Below are 15,304 nucleotides of genomic sequence, written 5' to 3'. Positions count from 1 at the left end.
AGCTTGCTTTCATGAGAGTAGGCCATTCCTCGCTATGACCACACAGACCATGGTTCCTCCTCGGATCAGGGGAATAGAGACGGGCAAATTAGCCCAAGGAGATACAATGAGCACAGAATCCGCAATTGCTGAAGTTATGCCGGGTAAATTGAATGCATTGGTGAAAAATATCATGCGTCAAACCGGCGAGACCGATGCTAACAAAGCTGTCCGGTTAATCAATTCTGGTGAATGGGTGTTGACAAAAGTCGCACAGGCGATCAAAAACATCCTCGAATCTGTTGGAACGATCGTTGTTTCTGCTACCATCGGCACGTTCATTGCCCGCGAGAAGTTTGTGGTGGGCACTGACTGCAAGACAAGGGTGAAAATCAACCACATTAGCAACGACTTCACCGAATGGTTTCTCTCCGGTGGGGGAAAGATAGAAGATCCGATCGGTGAACAAACCCTTCGCTATCAGGCGTTGAAACAGTCCTCGATAGACAGTCCCATCATCGCTGAGCTTGGTGGCGAACCGAAAGTTGAAACGACACTGACGGAAGTTTTTTCCCTCATGGAGAAACAGCCGAACGGCGAAGAAGGTGTATTGCTCAACAATGGTTGGGCCAACATCTTCTATGTCCGAGACAAAAACAACATCCTTCGCACCGTGCACATGTACTGGTATGGCGGCTGGAACGCCCATGCGTACTCCGTTGAGTACCCGATCACGCGGCACGATGGCTGTCGGGTGTTCTCTCGCAATTCTGTCCTTGAATCCTCTGCCACTGTGTCGATGTAAGTCTGACTCTTTGCCCCTTGGATACTTTGTCCAAGGGGTTTTATTTTGTATACCAAAGATGCAATCGCGCATCGTTTTGCGGTTACGGCTTCGGAGTCACCCCTGTTGATTTTTAAGAGTGATTTTTGGTCTTATTTTCACTAAAAGATATACCCAGGAAGCTTAGAAAAACCCTTTTGTTTTCTAGGGTTTCCTGGTATAGTGGTAGTATCAAAAGTTACCGCCTGCTTGGGCGGCACTCTTTGTTTAAATATCTGAAATAATGGCTAAAAACGACGCAAAATCATCACAAAATAGAGATAGTTATGGAGCAGAGGACATCGTCGTTCTTGAGGGTCTTGAGCCCGTTAGGAAGCGTCCTGGAATGTATATCGGCTCAACAGGTGTTGACGGACTGCACCATCTTATTTGGGAGATTTTTGACAACTCGCGCGATGAGGCAATGGGTGGTTTTGCAAACCATATTGAAGTAGCACTTCTATCCAATAATCGCGTGCGTGTTGTCGATAATGGACGTGGTATTCCTGTTGATATGCACAAAAAAACAAAAGTCTCCGCGCTTGAGACGATCATGACCACACTGCACGCGGGAGGAAAATTTGAAGGTAAAAGTTACAAAGTTTCCGGCGGGCTTCATGGGGTGGGAGCGTCTGTTGTAAATGCGCTTTCTGTGTATACAAAAGTCGAAGTTCATCGCGATGGAGGAGTGTACATGCAAGAGTACGTTCGAGGAAAACGAAAGGCGGCAGTCAAAAAAGTTGGCACCACAAAGTTTACCGGAACCATTGTGACGTTTGAGCCAGATGCGGAAATTTTTTCCGAGATTACATGGAATTGGAATCAGATTATAAACCACATGCGTCAGCAAGCGTATCTCGTGAAGGGGCTTCGCCTGGGAGTCATTGATGCACGCGAGCACGGAAGAGATTTGAATGAAAAGGCAGTGTATCTTTCCATAGAGCATCTTGAAGTTTCAAGCTTTACGTTTTATTTTGAAGGAGGCCTCGTCTCGCTCGTGGAACATTACAATCGCCTTCTTTCTCCTGTCCATAAAAATATTTTTTATATTGAAAAGGAATTTGAAAATGTTCACGTCGAGGTTGCGCTTCAGTATGTGGATGACATTTCATCTCGTGAACTTGCATTTGCAAACAACACCTATAACGCTGAAGGCGGGATGCATGTGACTGGTTTTCGCACCGCGCTCACCAGACGTCTCAATGAATATATAAAGAAGAGCAATCTTCTCAAGGATGAAAAAGAAGCGCTTACTGCTGATGATGTTCGCGAAGGACTCACGGTTGCTATTTCAGTAAAACTCCCTGAAATTCAATTCGAAGGACAGACCAAGGCAAAATTGGGAAGTGTTGAGGCACGTGGAGCCGTTGAACGCATATTCGGCGAGGCATTTGGAAATTTTCTTGAAGAAAAGCCGGATGATGCACGGGCAATAATAGGCAAGGTTATTCTCGCATTTCGCGCGCGTAAGGCTGCAAAAGCCGCCAAGGATAGTGTTTTACGCAAAGGTGCCCTTGAAGGAATGACTCTGCCGGGTAAGTTGGCAGACTGTCAGACGAATGATGCTTCCGAGTCCGAACTCTTTATTGTTGAGGGAGATTCAGCAGGTGGATCTTCAAAACAGGGAAGAGACAGGAGAACACAAGCGGTGTTGCCGCTTCGTGGGAAAATTCTTAATGTTGAACGTGCGCGACTTGACAAAATGCTTGCATCGAAGGAAATCAAATCACTCGTGATTGCGCTCGGTACTGCGATTGGTGATACATTTGATATTGAGAAACTTCGCTATCATAAAATTATCATTGCAACTGATGCCGACGTAGACGGCGCGCACATCAGGACGCTTCTTCTCACGCTCTTCTTTCGATATTTCAGACAACTTGTGGATGCGGGAAATATTTTTGTTGCGCAACCACCGCTCTATAAAATCAAACGCGGAAAAGAAATTACCTATGCATACTCTGATAGTGAAAAATCAAAAATTTTAGGGAAGGACGCGGATACCATGCAAGATACTTCAGAAACTCCGTCGGATGATGCAGAAACAGAAGAAGAGGAGGGCGAAGAAGGAGAAACTCCTGAAAACACGGGGAAAAAAGAATCAAAAAAATCTACAAAGATTACGATTCAGCGCTATAAAGGTCTCGGAGAAATGAACCCCGAAGAACTTTGGGAGACAACCATGAATCCCGCGACACGGATTCTTAAACAAGTAACCATTGATGATGCGCAAGAAGCGGATCGCGTATTCGATACCCTCATGGGCGAGGATGTAAGTTCACGCAAGTCATTCATCCAATCAAACGCAAAACTCGCGAATTTGGATATTTAAATCAATACCCATTGATGTGTTTAGGGAATTACGATATGCTCAACAGTAGATAAATAACACGTTACAGGAGGATACATGAAAGAAGTTCCGTGCGATGTTCCCACACTGATTGGCAGGACAATTGTTTCGGTTACAAAAACCATAATTGACGAAGATGGACTTGATGTAGTAAGGGTTTCTTTTAATCTTAATGATAATAGTGTCCTTGCTATCACAAGGGTGGGAGGGGAGGCAAAAGGTATTGATTGGGCGCAAGAAATCTCCATTCGCCATAACGATGAATGGATTGCTGATATATCTTTTGAATAAATTTAAAAGGGCTTTTTTTTAAGCCCTTTTATTTTTTTAAAATCTATGTTCCACAAAAAATAAATCGCCCCAAATGTAATAATTGGGACGATTCAAGAAGAAGCGAGGGCATTCAACTCACCCGTATATTGTTGTAAAACAGAAGGTTTTTGAGAGTCCACATCATTACTGTGTTTGTTGGCACATTGATTAGAGCAGTAATCAGTTTTTCCCTTCGAAACATATTTGTCTTCATTGATTTTTTTACCACAAACGCATTCATCATTCCGAAGACACACAAACCACCTCCTTTTGTACGGATTTAATCCTCCATTAATAATATGTCCACTATCAACACATTGCCAACAGGTTATCCCCAATTTTATCCCCTAGCGAGGCTTAAGTAAGGCTTATTTAGAGCCTTTAATTTTTTCCCCAAGAAAATCAATAAACTTTTGAATTTGGAGCGTTCCAACACTTTCGCCGTCTCTGCTTTCAATGGTGATTGTTTTAGCGGATTCTTCTTTTTCTCCGACAACAAGAAGGTAGGGAGTCTTTTTCATCTTTCCATCGCGGATCTTTTTACCGAGTGATTCATTTCTACTGTCGAGTTCCACGCGAAAACCTGCCGATACCAACGCACGTCTCACTTCTTCTCCATACGCGCCAAACTTTTCACTGATAGGGAGAATGAGTGCTTGAACAGGGGAGAGCCATACGGGGAATGCTCCGCCGTAATGCTCAATCATAATTCCTAAAAATCGCTCCGTTGAACCCAAGATCGCACGATGGATCACGACGGGGCGTGATTGTTTTCCTTCGTTATCTATATATTCAAGTTCAAATCTCTCCGGGAGATTCCAATCAAGCTGAATGGTGGAGAGTTGCCAATCCCTTCCTAAAACATCTTTAAATACGAAATCAAGTTTGGGTCCGTAAAATGCCGCTTCACCCTCTTCCTCTTCATGTTTCCATCCCGTTGTCTTCACAACATTTTTGAGCGCGCTCTCCGCTTTCTCCCACACCTCATCGCTTCCCAGATACTTTTCTTTGTTTTTTGGATCACGGAGTGAAATGCGGACAGAAAAATCATTGAGTTCGAATTTTTTATAGACCTGCCCAATCATTTCAAGCATCAACTTAATTTCATCTTCAATCTGCAATGGTTCACAAAACACATGACAATCGTCTTGCGTAAGTGAGCGTACGCGTGTGAGGCCGGAAAGCTCCCCCGATTTCTCATAGCGATAGTTGGTAGTAGTTGAAGTGTAACGGAGCGGAAGATCGCGATATGAGTGTTGCTTCGTTTTATAGAGCATCATGAAATGCGGACAATTCATGGGTTTGATGTAGTAATCATGCTCGTCAATGTTCATTGGCGGGTACATTGCGTCATATTTGTCGAGGTGACCGGAAGTCTTATAGAGATTTCCTTTTGTGATGTGGGGAATCCAAATCGGCTGGTAACCTCGCTTTTCTTGTTCTTCTTCGATATAACGTTCAACAAGGCGACGGAGGATCGCGCCATTCGGATAAAAAAGCGGAAGTCCCGGACCAACATCGTCAATGATCGTAAAAATTTCCAAATCTTTGCCGAGTTTTCGATGATCGCGTTTTTTTGCTTCTTCCTGATTTTTTAGATACGTATCCAGCGCTTCTTTGTTTTCAAATGCGAGTCCGTAAATACGCGTAAGCATTTTATTTTTCTCATCTCCGCGCCAATATGCTCCGGCAATATGGGTGATTTTAAACCCATCGGTGTCGATTTCTTTCGTGTTCTCTATATGTCCGCCTTTGCAAAGATCAATGAAATTACCTGTTTCATATACGGTAAGTTTACGACCGTCTTTTTCAAATTCTTCAATAAGCTCGAGCTTGTAAGGCTCATTCGAGAAAAGTTTGCGCGCTTCATCCGCAGTCACTTCTTTGCCTTGAAACGGAAGGTTCCTTCCCGCAAGCTTCTTCATTGCCTTTTGAAAACTCTTCAAATCTTCCGGAGTGGGGGAGTAGTCTCCCGAGAATTCAAAGTCATAATAAAAGCCGTTCTCAATAACGGGGCCAATGGCAAGCTTTACTCCGGGGTCTTTTTCGCGCACCACCGTTGCAAGAAGATGTGAGAGTGAGTGGCGGATATTTGAGAGATTATCTGAATCCATGCAAAACATCATAGCAAATAAAGGCCATTTCTGAAATACTTGACAAAACGCTAATTTAGTGTAATCTAAAGAAAGAGTTTAGTGCGCCAAATCCATATCTGATTAATAGGAGGTTATATATGGCATCGTTAAAACCAGAATTGTTAGAACCAGATTTAGAATGTCTTGCTCAACAAATTCGCACGAGATTCAAGAAGGACTGCGCCAGAAGAAAGAAATATCGTTATACATCAGGAGACGTTCTCCGGATTCTAGTTGAGGGGAACGAGTATGAAGTGCCTGAGTTAACGGATGGCTCAAGACTGATTTCCCTTGATGCTTGTGACAGTGACGTGGACATATATGGGGAAGACGAATTTGGTGAGCTTCGTCTCACTATGTTCCGTATACCGGGTGATGTAGAAGAAGGTAACTTTCGTGTACAGAATGTCAATAAATATGTGTCATTTAAAATGACAATACTCAGAATACATTTTGACGTTAGATATCAGGAGTATGCACACAAAATTTCCTTGATGATCCGATCGTAGAAGTTGATGACCCTGTTTTCACAAGCACTTCACGCTAAAAGCCAACCAGTAACGGTTGGCTTTTCTTTAGGACTACGGAGGTCCGACCTCCGTATATTAACTATTGGTCATTAATCTCGCCGCAAACGGCGTGAAGTAGGATTTGAGGTGAGCGGGGGAAACGGCGTATGAAGGATTATCAGTCTATGTCGTTCTTTTATTTGACAAAAGATACACATTCGAGCGATGACTAATGACAAAGATTAGTACGGTCTTTGATTCAATGCGAAAGATAATTCTATAATTGCCGACACGGAGCTTACGATAGTTCTTAAGCGTGTTGCGGAGCGGTATACCAAATATTTCGGGGTGGGAAACAAGTTTGTTTTCAATAGCGCTTTTGATCTTGCCTCGCCATTCTTTGGAGAGTAGGGGAATGTCGTGCGTTATAACCTGCTTATGGTAGACAATCCTGTACGTTATGCCCATGCCTTTTTATGTGATACAAGGCGCGCTCCTTTTTTGTCACGTTTTTGGGCGACTTCGGCCCAGACTTGATCTTCCTCAATCTCAAGGGCGATACGAAGAAGCTCTGTTGCTTTAGTTGCTTGCGGAACACGGTCGCGCTTGGCGATACGAGAGAGCATCTCTTCAAGCTCGCGTTCCATACTGATGTTGATGCGTTTTTTGGTAGTAGACATGTTTTTTATTTAGTTCTTATATATCTAGAGTGTACCAAAAGTGTATCACCTCTGTCAAGTTCTTTGAGTCACCAATTATAAGCCGTAAACTACCCACCATATACAACTCCTTCACTTTTTCCATAACAACACCCAATGATAACTATTATAAACTTCAAGTCATGACTTGAAGTTTATAACAATTTTAAAATCAAGTTCAGTGGTATTTAGAGAATTTTAATCTTCTCCGCGATGATGCTTTTTTCGCCGTTTCGCTCGGAGGTTCTTCCTTTGATCGCGATGCATTTTTCTTTCACCAATATATTTTTAAATTCTGTAAATATTTTTGGGAAAATGACGACTTCGATCATTCCCGAGAAATCGGCAATTTTAACGAATGCCATTGAATCGCCCTTTTTGGTGACCACCGGTTTTACTTCTTCAACAATTCCCGCCGCAACGACCGCAAGCTCGGCAGCCAAACTTTTGATTCGTGCGATGGTCATTTCGCGCTTCTCGAGTTTTTCACGATGTTCATCAAGTGGGTGTCCAGACACATACAGCCCCAAAAGTTCTTTTTCCCACGAGAGTTTGTCGGATTTATTTGCGGGCTCTGAATGTTTCAAAGTGAGTTCTGAAAGTGTGTTTGCCCCACCGAGTGCTCCGAACAATGAATTTTGTTGTGTCGGTCCTTTTGATTGTTCACGGTTGTAGAGGAGCGCTTCTTCGGTATTACCGAGGAGCGCTCCTCGCTCGCCAAACGCATCAAGGGCTCCGCTCTTCACGAGCGATTCAAGCGACTTCTTATTGAGATTTTTGTGCGTAATGCGACTGAGAAAATTTGAAAACGATAAAAACTTCCCATGCTCTTCGCGCTCGTCAATGATCGCCTGAGCGATATCTGTGCCGAGGTTTTTGATGGTAAACAGACCAAATCGGATCTTTTCCTGTTCATCTTTTTGTTTTGGCAGAACCACGGTAAAATCTCCAAAACTTTCATTCACATCAGGTGGAAGCACTTCAATCTTCATTCGTTTGCATTCCGTGATGATCTCTGCAATTTTTTCCACATCTCCCGCATCAGCCGTAAGCACCGCGGTCATGTAATCAATGGGGAAGTTTGCTTTCATGTAGGCGGTCTGATACGCGACCAATCCATAACTTGCTGCATGCGCTTTATTGAATCCATACGCTGCAAATGGTTCGATAAGTTTCCAGAGCTCTTCGGATTTCTTGGGTGCCATTCCATTGGTTGCCAATCCTTCGATGAGCTTTGCTTTTTCTGCCTGCATGACCGCGGGAATTTTTTTACCCATCGCTTTGCGCAGTTTGTCTGCTTCAAGCCACGAATATCCGCCGAGCTTGATAGCGATAAGCATGACGTCGTCTTGATAGGTAATCACACCATATGACTGGGTGAGAATTTCTTTCATGCGCGGATCAAGATAGCTCACGAGCGTTGTGTCGTGTTTGCGGCGGATATATTCGGGGATGGATTCCATGGGACCTGGGCGGTAGAGGGCTACCATGGCGTTGATATCGTGAATGCTCGTCGGGCGAAGATCTTTTAGATAGTGTGTCATGCCGGAACCGTTCAACTGAAACAGCCCCATAGTTTCTCCCCGCGCGAGCATTTCAAACGTTTTCTTGTCATCCGTGCGGATTTTTTCAATATTAATATCTATGTTGCGGAATTTTTTTACGAGTCGGACGGCGTCACCCAAGATCGCAAGATTTTTAATTCCCAAAAAATCGAACTTAAGAAGTCCCGCGTCTTCAATCGCGTGCATGTCGTATTGTGTGATGATCTTTCCTCCCTTAGGGTCAAATTGGGTCGGCACATATTCTGAAAGAGGAGCGGGAGCGATCACGACTCCTGCGGCATGAACTGAAATATGCCGCACGCATCCTTCAAGTTTTTTTGCCAAGTCAATGATTTCCTTCACTTCCTCATCCTTCTTATACATATCTTTGAGTTCTGGAGTGACCTTCATTGCGTGATCAATGGTCATAGGGAATCCCTGACTGCCTATGGGAATAAGTTTTGAGATCTTGTCTCCTGTAATATATGGTTTACCCAACGCACGCGCGACATCACGCACCGCCCCGCGTGCCATCATCGTGCCGAATGTTCCGATTTGTGCGACACGATCAGCACCATATTTCTTTTTTGCATATTCAATCATTTCATCGCGGCGGTTATCGGCAAAGTCCATATCGATATCCGGCGCTGATGGGCGTTCAGGATTAAGAAATCGTTCGAAGGGGAGTTTGTATTCAAGAGGATTCACGTTGGTAATTCCCAAAAGGTATGTAACCAGAGAACCAGCAACAGATCCGCGAATGGCAGTGAGAATATTGTGCTCACGTGCAAAGTGGATTAGGTCAAATACAGCAAGAAAATAAGGAGCATATCCCTTGTTGTTGATGATCCCGAGTTCGTACTCAATCCGGTCAGTAACTTCTTTTGTTTTTGAAAGTTCGCGCATGGCAATGCCCTCAAAAGTAAGCCTACGTAATTCTTCTTCATAGGTCACACCCGTGAGAAGCTCCACGTTGGGAAATACCCAATGTCCCAAGGAAAGTTTTATATCGCACATATTTGCAATCTTCATTGTGTTCTCGACGGCTTCAGGAATATCTTTGAAATATTTCTGTGCCGTTTTTGTATCAATGAACGTAAAATCCTCACTTGCCATAGAGAAACGATTTTCATCGTTCAAGTCAGCGTTGGTTTGAATTGCAAGAAGTGTTTCATGCGCCTGCTTGTCGTCGGAATGAAGATAATGTGAGTCCTGTGTTCCCACAAGAGGAACTTTAAATTTCTTTCCAAGACGGATTATTTCATCACGTACCTCGGTGATGCCGGGCACACCGGGGTGATACATAATTTCCAAAAAGTAATTTTCCTCGCCGAAAATTTCCTGATGTTCTTTGATAACTTTTTCAGCGCGATCAAGGTCTTTAGATCGGATCGCTTTTGAAAGCTCGCTCCCAAAACATCCTGAAAGACAGATTAGTCCTTCCGAATATTTCTGCAGTATTTCTTTATCCATCCGGGGTTTGTAGTAGTACCCCTCAAGATGAGAGAGTGTGACAAGCTTGATAAGGTTTTTATAACCAGTCTCATTTTTTGCGAGGAGTGTGAGGTGATAGCGCTCACTATCGACACCGGGCGTTTTGTCATGACGAGAACCGTTTGCAATATATGCTTCAACCCCAATGATGGGTTTTATGCCATGCGACTTGCAGGTTTTATAAAACTCGATTGCGCCGTACATATTGCCATGGTCGGTAAGCGCGAGCGCCGGCATGTCATATTTCTTTGCAAGCGCCACCATATCTCCAATCTTTGAAAGCCCATCGAGGAGAGAGTAGTGGGAGTGAGTATGGAGGTGGATAAATGGTGAAGGCATAAATTGTGAGCCCATTGTATCAAAAATTGGTATAATAATCATGCCGAATACAAAAAATCAGGTTACTAATATACACTCACATTTTTATAACAATAAAATAAATTCTCACGATATACATGCCCGACTCGTTTTATTGGCTACAGACTGTCTTTACTACCTACCCATCTCTTTCGTACGTTATTCCATTTTTTGGAGCGGCGCTTGGAGGAGAGTGGGTCATTATCTCTGTTGCTGCGCTTTCCGCGCAAGGCGCTATGCCTATTCACATAGTTTTTTTTGCATCATATGCAGGAACTGTCACTTCCGATTTTATATGGTTTTCCTTAGGAAAAACTAAATTTCTTTCCGGGTTTATTACACATCGATATACCCAGACAACGGTAAACGCTGTTGCGGGGTCGCTCAACAAAATAAGCAAAGGGAGCCATCTATCCGCTCTTATAGTCACAAAATTTCTCTACGGAACACGTATCATAATCCTTCTCTATATGAGTCAAATCAATCTTCCACTAAAAGAATTTATGCGGCACAATATGGTCGCTACTTTTATTTGGCTCACGGTCGTAACTGTCATTGGATTTCTTGCCGGAAAGGGACTCACTTATCTTTTAAAAATTTTTGAAAATATTACTATTGCGCTCGGTATTATCTTGCTCATTGTACTATCTTTCTTTATGATACAACTATGGTTCAACAAGCGACTCATTGGAGACCTCAAAAAATAGCCATTGAGGCGGAGTCTCAATCGTGTGCATTTTTTCTTGTACACGGCTATACGGGTAGTCCTACCGACTTCAACGGTCTCCCAGAATTTCTTCATGCCGAGTATGGTGTATCGGTTCTCGTCCCTCTTTTACCAGGTCATGGGACAATTGTAGAAGATTTAGAGGGAATCTCCTGTGAGAATTTGCTTGCCGCTGTTGAAAAAGAATTTAAGGATGTACTGACGCGCTATAAACGTGTCATCGTCGGGGGGCATAGTTTTGGAGGTCAGGTGGCTCTCTACCTTGCTGCTTTATATCCAGTTGCCGGAGTATTTGTAACAGCAACCCCTTACACACTCCGCTTCCCCCTATCAATTCCTGGTATGTACCATATGGTGCGTCTTAAAAAAATATGGGAAAAAAAATTACCAAAGAGCGAAAAGCTTGCTCGAGCAGAAGCTTTTTATTATACACAGATGCCTTCCTATGGACTCGAACTTCTTGTTGAGATGAACAAGAAGCTTTCATTATCTTTATCACGAGTGACGAGCCCACTACTTTCAATATTCACAATAAGAGATAAGATTGCGCACGTGAAAAGTGCACGGAACATAGAACACAAGGTAAATTCTCACAAGATAAAAAATATTACTCTTGAACATAGCGGTCACGGAGTGTTTCATGAAGATGATTATTATGCAACCTATAATAGTATTGGAGAGTTTTTTCTTTCTTCAAAATGTGAAACACATACACAAAACATAATGACAGGTATAAAAGCAACTGCGATTGTTCCATCGTATAATGAGCGGATGCGTATTGGGGATGTACTCTCGGCACTTATCCGTGCACGAATGATTTCAGAGGTGATTGTTGTTGATGACGGCTCAACCGACGGAACCGAAGAGTATATAGCAAAAACATTTCCTTCGGTTGTGTATCTTCGTAATGAGAAAAATTGTGGTAAAGCATTTTCGATGGATCGCGGCGTCAAGCAAGCACGTGAAAACATTATTTTTTTCTGCGATGCGGATTTACGTGGATTGATACCAGAACACATTGATGCTATGGTCACCCCCGTTAGCGATGGGCGATATGATATGAATATCGGGATTAGGAGTAATATCATGCAGAAATTATTTCTTCCCTTCGCCCTTAATTCCGGCGAGCGGGCCCTTAAGAAGGATGTGTGGCACAATCTCCCGGGGTTTTATAAAAAAGGATTTCGTATTGAAGCGGGCCTTAATTACTTTGTGTATTTTCACAGTATCAATGGCGTTGGATATAAAATATTTCCCTATTTTCAAACACTTAAAGAAAAAAAATATGGATTTTTAGAAGGGAGCGTAAGGCGATGGAAGATGAATGTGGATGTTGTTGCGGCGTGGCTATATGCAATCACAGACTTGGGAATAAATACGGCAAGAAATTTAATCAATGGATTACATAAGAGACAAAATAAAGTCGAATAGAATAGGTTTCGTTGTCGGCATCGATGAAGCAGGAAGAGGACCTCTTGCGGGGCCGGTTGCAGTCGGGGTGGTGATGGTAGAAAGAAGGTTCCTCAAGGAATTCACGACCTTGTTTCGGGGGGTGAAAGATTCAAAAAAAATCTCAGCGCAAAAGCGCGAAGCGTGGTTTAAGAAGCTAGAGAACACGGAACGAGATGGCAAGATTTCTTTCCACGTCTCATTTTCCAGTTCGAGCACAATAGATAGGCAGGGAATCAATGCTGCGATATTCCGTTCAATCACAGCTTCATTGGGGGCACTTTCGTGTCCGCCACACAAGAGTCTTATTCTTCTTGATGGTGGTCTCCGCGCGCCGAGGATGTATCGAAATCAAAAAATCATCATACGCGGTGATGAAAAAATAATGATCATTTCGCTTGCGTCCATTGCCGCGAAAGTACTCCGTGACCGGTTGATGAAAAAGTATTCGCTCAAATATCCTTATTACAAATTTGAAAAACACAAAGGATATGGGACCAAAGAGCATTTTAAAAAAATTAAAAAGCATGGAATTTCTAAGATTCATCGCCACAGTTTTTTGAAGAACATTTGCAGATAATGATATTTATGATAGAAATAGAGCTGGAACAAGGACATTGAAGGAGGTCTGCGTAGTGAGAAAACCCATATTCGAGTATCTAGATAACCATACGAAACTAAAAATTCGTATCCCCGGAGTAAACATAAAAGACTTAACTATTTTATGTGCGTGCTATGACCGTATTTGTACGGCATATAGGATTATTCCTAAATCAATTGAGGTTCGAGTAGGGAACAACAAGAGGGGTTTGAAAAAAGAGATAACGCTATGCTATGTGCCGTTGTCTGACAAGCAAATCAAAAGATTAAAAAAAGAAAATCCAGAAAGAAAATTTCATAATACGAAAGATCTTTTTTGCTACATTGAGGACTGCTTTTTTGTTTCCGTAGAAGAGAAATATCAAGGATTTGAAGAAGGAAAGACGTTGGGTTTTAAGCAAATAGAATGGGAAGCACACCGGCTGTTTCGAGAATACGAGAAAGCAAAAAAATAACTTTGTTTTTTCAATGTGGACACGGAAGCTCTCTGTATCGTTTTTCTGAAACATTTTTTGTTAAAAGTGGACACAGAGATAATCTTGGGGCATAATAGTACCGGAATAAATTTAATTCTTTGGTACAGAACACACAGGAGATAAACGTGGAAATAGATAAAATCTACTACGATGGAGATGTCCTTAGGGGCGGTTCAGTCGCGCTTAAACTCAAGAGAAAGTCATTTAATCCAAAAATTCTCTGCGCCACAGAAGAGAGTTTAAAGATTGACCATAAAGAAGTTAAATTATTGTCAATTAGCGACTCTGATAGCTATGTTGTAGTCAATTTTGGTTGTTTTCCAGCAGATGTTGCTATAATTTCACGTTATCTCGGGATTGACAATCGAGGTAAGAATGAATTAAGGTCGTGTGAAAAATGCACGCAAAGGAAATTGTATTGCAATATTCGACCAATTATCCGTAAAATGGGATCTAAGTGATTTTTTCCTAACCCCCGCAAAATACCGCGGGGGTTTGATTTTTTCTGGCGATTCTGTATACTCATTTCAATGGTAATACGAATGCGACATACGCGGGCTCATACGAGAAACCGCCGTTCACACCACGCGCTTACGGGGCCGCGGCTTTCTGTGTGCGTCAAGTGTTCCGCATTCCATTTGCGCCATCGTGCATGCGAAACATGCGGTACGTATCGAGGTAAAGAGGTGATTAATGTATTAAAGAAAGTCGCAAAAAAAGAGAAAAAAATTAAAGAGAGGAATAGTAAAGCAGGTGAAAGTAAGTCGTAGTAAGCTACATTGAAGTATTTTTTAGGAGAATTATTAGGTGCATAATTACAGTATAATATATTTGCTTCTGGGATGAGTTTTGAGTTAATACATCCAGGAATCATAGAAGAGGCTAGTATATTCTTTCATTCATAGCACATTCAAAAACATTCATGGCAAACAGACATCTCTCGCGGTCGGTCGTAATGCAGACACTCTTTGAATGGGATTTTGGTGGTCAAGTCGCTTCCGAGGGGACTATAGACGAAATTCTACTTCGTAATGCAGAGGAATTTGCTCCTGGCATGGGAGATACGTCTTTTATGAAGTCCCTTGTTGAGAGTGTATTGAAGAAACGTGAAACGCTCGATACGATACTTGCCAAAGCGGCTCCTGATTGGCCGATAGAAAAAATCTCTATTGTTGATCGCAATATTTTACGTATCGGGCTCTATGAGCTTTTGTTTGTCGACAAAGCGGAAGTTCCTGCAAAAGTTGCTATCAATGAAGCGATTGAGCTTGCTAAGACATTTGGTGGTGAGAATAGTGGAAAGTTTGTAAACGGAGTTCTCGGAGCTGTATATAAAGAAATGGGTGAACCTGGCAAGGATGATGCTCCGCGCAAAAAAAGGACTCTTGGTGCGCCCATCGACCTCTCAAAGCTTCCTGTGGAAAAGTTGTGTGGTACAGTTGTTTACGCGAAAGATAAGGACGAAGTGTATCTTGCATTGGTGCATGACATATTCGGACATTGGACCCTTTCAAAGGGGCATATTGAAGCCGGGGATACAGAAGAAGTGGGCGTTGTCAAAGAAACATTTGAGGAGCTTGGTATCAATATAACTATAAAAGAAAAACTTGGCGAGAACGAATATATCGCCTCTGACCCAGAAAAGGGAAAAATTAGAAAACACGTTGTTTATTTTCTCACCGAGACTCCATTTTCTGACCTTACGTTAAAGAAGTCTGGCGGACTTGATGACGCACGATGGTTTCGCCTCGCGGATATTCTCGATCTCAACATCTATGATGATATTCTCCCCATCATCACAAAGGCAATCAATATCTTGCTCAAGAAATAACAAAAAAAGTAACGATACAT

The 15,304-nt window shown here is 42.5% G+C and carries 14 protein-coding genes and 1 pseudogene; 11 read left to right on the top strand and 4 right to left on the bottom strand.

The window, feature by feature from the left end:
- Positions 1–34: 34 nt before the first annotated feature.
- The 3 genes from Q7S11_01025 (at position 35) to Q7S11_01015 (ending at position 3,443) form a co-directional block, all read left to right on the top strand.
- Positions 35–784 carry a hypothetical protein gene (locus tag Q7S11_01025; GenBank protein ID MDO8572334.1) on the top strand — a complete coding sequence of 250 codons (750 nt, stop codon included), beginning with the start codon at positions 35–37 and terminating at the stop codon, positions 782–784.
- Between the two features lie 262 nt (positions 785–1,046).
- Positions 1,047–3,134 carry a DNA topoisomerase subunit B gene (locus Q7S11_01020; protein MDO8572333.1) on the top strand — a complete coding sequence of 696 codons (2,088 nt, stop codon included), beginning with the start codon at positions 1,047–1,049 and terminating at the stop codon, positions 3,132–3,134.
- Between the two features lie 75 nt (positions 3,135–3,209).
- Positions 3,210–3,443 carry a hypothetical protein gene (locus Q7S11_01015; GenBank protein ID MDO8572332.1) on the top strand — a complete coding sequence of 78 codons (234 nt, stop codon included), beginning with the start codon at positions 3,210–3,212 and terminating at the stop codon, positions 3,441–3,443.
- Between the two features lie 389 nt (positions 3,444–3,832).
- Here Q7S11_01015 and thrS read toward each other — a convergent pair whose 3' ends face one another.
- On the bottom strand, positions 3,833–5,578 hold the full coding sequence (thrS, locus tag Q7S11_01010) for a threonine--tRNA ligase (protein ID MDO8572331.1): 1,746 nt from the start codon (positions 5,576–5,578) through the stop codon (positions 3,833–3,835).
- 119 nt (positions 5,579–5,697) lie between these two features.
- Between thrS and Q7S11_01005 the strand changes: the two genes are divergently transcribed.
- Positions 5,698–6,108: a hypothetical protein gene (locus tag Q7S11_01005; GenBank protein MDO8572330.1), complete on the top strand. Its 411-nt coding sequence runs from the start codon at positions 5,698–5,700 to the stop codon at positions 6,106–6,108.
- Between the two features lie 183 nt (positions 6,109–6,291).
- Here the strand turns inward: Q7S11_01005 and Q7S11_01000 are convergent, their stop codons facing one another.
- From Q7S11_01000 to dnaE, 3 genes are all read right to left on the bottom strand, one after another.
- Positions 6,292–6,576 carry a type II toxin-antitoxin system RelE/ParE family toxin gene (locus tag Q7S11_01000; GenBank protein MDO8572329.1) on the bottom strand — a complete coding sequence of 95 codons (285 nt, stop codon included), beginning with the start codon at positions 6,574–6,576 and terminating at the stop codon, positions 6,292–6,294.
- Entirely contained in the window at positions 6,567–6,788 is a 222-nt protein-coding gene (locus tag Q7S11_00995; GenBank protein MDO8572328.1) for a hypothetical protein, read from the bottom strand. The genes Q7S11_01000 and Q7S11_00995 overlap by 10 nt, the downstream gene beginning before the upstream one ends.
- Positions 6,789–6,994: 206 nt before the next feature.
- Complete coding sequence (gene dnaE, locus Q7S11_00990) at positions 6,995–10,183, bottom strand: DNA polymerase III subunit alpha (protein ID MDO8572327.1); 3,189 nt, start codon at positions 10,181–10,183, stop codon at positions 6,995–6,997.
- Positions 10,184–10,299: 116 nt separating this feature from the next.
- On the opposite strand from dnaE, the gene Q7S11_00985 reads away from it, so the two are divergent.
- The 7 genes and pseudogenes from Q7S11_00985 to nusB all read left to right on the top strand — a co-directional run bounded on the left by Q7S11_00985 (position 10,300) and on the right by nusB (position 15,284).
- The gene (locus Q7S11_00985; protein ID MDO8572326.1) at positions 10,300–10,908 is read left to right on the top strand and encodes a hypothetical protein; all 609 of its coding nucleotides are present in this window, start codon (positions 10,300–10,302) and stop codon (positions 10,906–10,908) included.
- Positions 10,869–12,359, top strand: coding sequence for an alpha/beta fold hydrolase (locus Q7S11_00980; GenBank protein ID MDO8572325.1), 1,491 nt, complete (start codon positions 10,869–10,871; stop codon positions 12,357–12,359). Before Q7S11_00985 ends, Q7S11_00980 begins: the two co-directional genes overlap by 40 nt.
- Positions 12,325–12,957: a ribonuclease HII gene (locus tag Q7S11_00975; GenBank protein ID MDO8572324.1), complete on the top strand. Its 633-nt coding sequence runs from the start codon at positions 12,325–12,327 to the stop codon at positions 12,955–12,957. Before Q7S11_00980 ends, Q7S11_00975 begins: the two co-directional genes overlap by 35 nt.
- Positions 12,958–13,186: 229 nt before the next feature.
- Complete coding sequence (locus Q7S11_00970) at positions 13,187–13,432, top strand: hypothetical protein (GenBank protein MDO8572323.1); 246 nt, start codon at positions 13,187–13,189, stop codon at positions 13,430–13,432.
- Between the two features lie 146 nt (positions 13,433–13,578).
- Positions 13,579–13,914: a hypothetical protein gene (locus Q7S11_00965; GenBank protein ID MDO8572322.1), complete on the top strand. Its 336-nt coding sequence runs from the start codon at positions 13,579–13,581 to the stop codon at positions 13,912–13,914.
- 69 nt (positions 13,915–13,983) lie between these two features.
- Positions 13,984–14,145 (top strand): annotated as a pseudogene (rpmF, locus tag Q7S11_00960) (50S ribosomal protein L32).
- 230 nt (positions 14,146–14,375) lie between these two features.
- Positions 14,376–15,284, top strand: coding sequence for a transcription antitermination factor NusB (gene nusB, locus Q7S11_00955; GenBank protein ID MDO8572321.1), 909 nt, complete (start codon positions 14,376–14,378; stop codon positions 15,282–15,284).
- The last annotated feature ends 20 nt before the right edge of the window (positions 15,285–15,304 follow it).

The organism is bacterium (genome assembly GCA_030648955.1).
GTDB lineage: Bacteria > Patescibacteriota > Minisyncoccia > Phycocordibacterales > JAUSHB01 > JAUSHB01.
The sequence above is the reverse complement of the archived record's forward strand: the minus strand, read 5'-3'. Positions and strand labels throughout refer to the sequence as shown.

Bases quoted from the DNA above. Each gene is read 5' to 3' on its own strand.
- Q7S11_01025 (MDO8572334.1), top strand. From the start codon at position 35: ATGACCACACAGACCATGGTTCCTCCTCGGATCAGGGGAATAGAGACG.
- Q7S11_01020 (MDO8572333.1), top strand. From the start codon at position 1,047: ATGGCTAAAAACGACGCAAAATCATCACAAAATAGAGATAGTTATGGA.
- Q7S11_01015 (MDO8572332.1), top strand. From the start codon at position 3,210: ATGAAAGAAGTTCCGTGCGATGTTCCCACACTGATTGGCAGGACAATT.
- thrS (MDO8572331.1), bottom strand. From the start codon at position 5,578: ATGGATTCAGATAATCTCTCAAATATCCGCCACTCACTCTCACATCTT.
- Q7S11_01005 (MDO8572330.1), top strand. From the start codon at position 5,698: ATGGCATCGTTAAAACCAGAATTGTTAGAACCAGATTTAGAATGTCTT.
- Q7S11_01000 (MDO8572329.1), bottom strand. From the start codon at position 6,576: ATGGGCATAACGTACAGGATTGTCTACCATAAGCAGGTTATAACGCAC.
- Q7S11_00995 (MDO8572328.1), bottom strand. From the start codon at position 6,788: ATGTCTACTACCAAAAAACGCATCAACATCAGTATGGAACGCGAGCTT.
- dnaE (MDO8572327.1), bottom strand. From the start codon at position 10,183: ATGCCTTCACCATTTATCCACCTCCATACTCACTCCCACTACTCTCTC.
- Q7S11_00985 (MDO8572326.1), top strand. From the start codon at position 10,300: ATGCCCGACTCGTTTTATTGGCTACAGACTGTCTTTACTACCTACCCA.
- Q7S11_00980 (MDO8572325.1), top strand. From the start codon at position 10,869: ATGGTTCAACAAGCGACTCATTGGAGACCTCAAAAAATAGCCATTGAG.
- Q7S11_00975 (MDO8572324.1), top strand. From the start codon at position 12,325: ATGGATTACATAAGAGACAAAATAAAGTCGAATAGAATAGGTTTCGTT.
- nusB (MDO8572321.1), top strand. From the start codon at position 14,376: ATGGCAAACAGACATCTCTCGCGGTCGGTCGTAATGCAGACACTCTTT.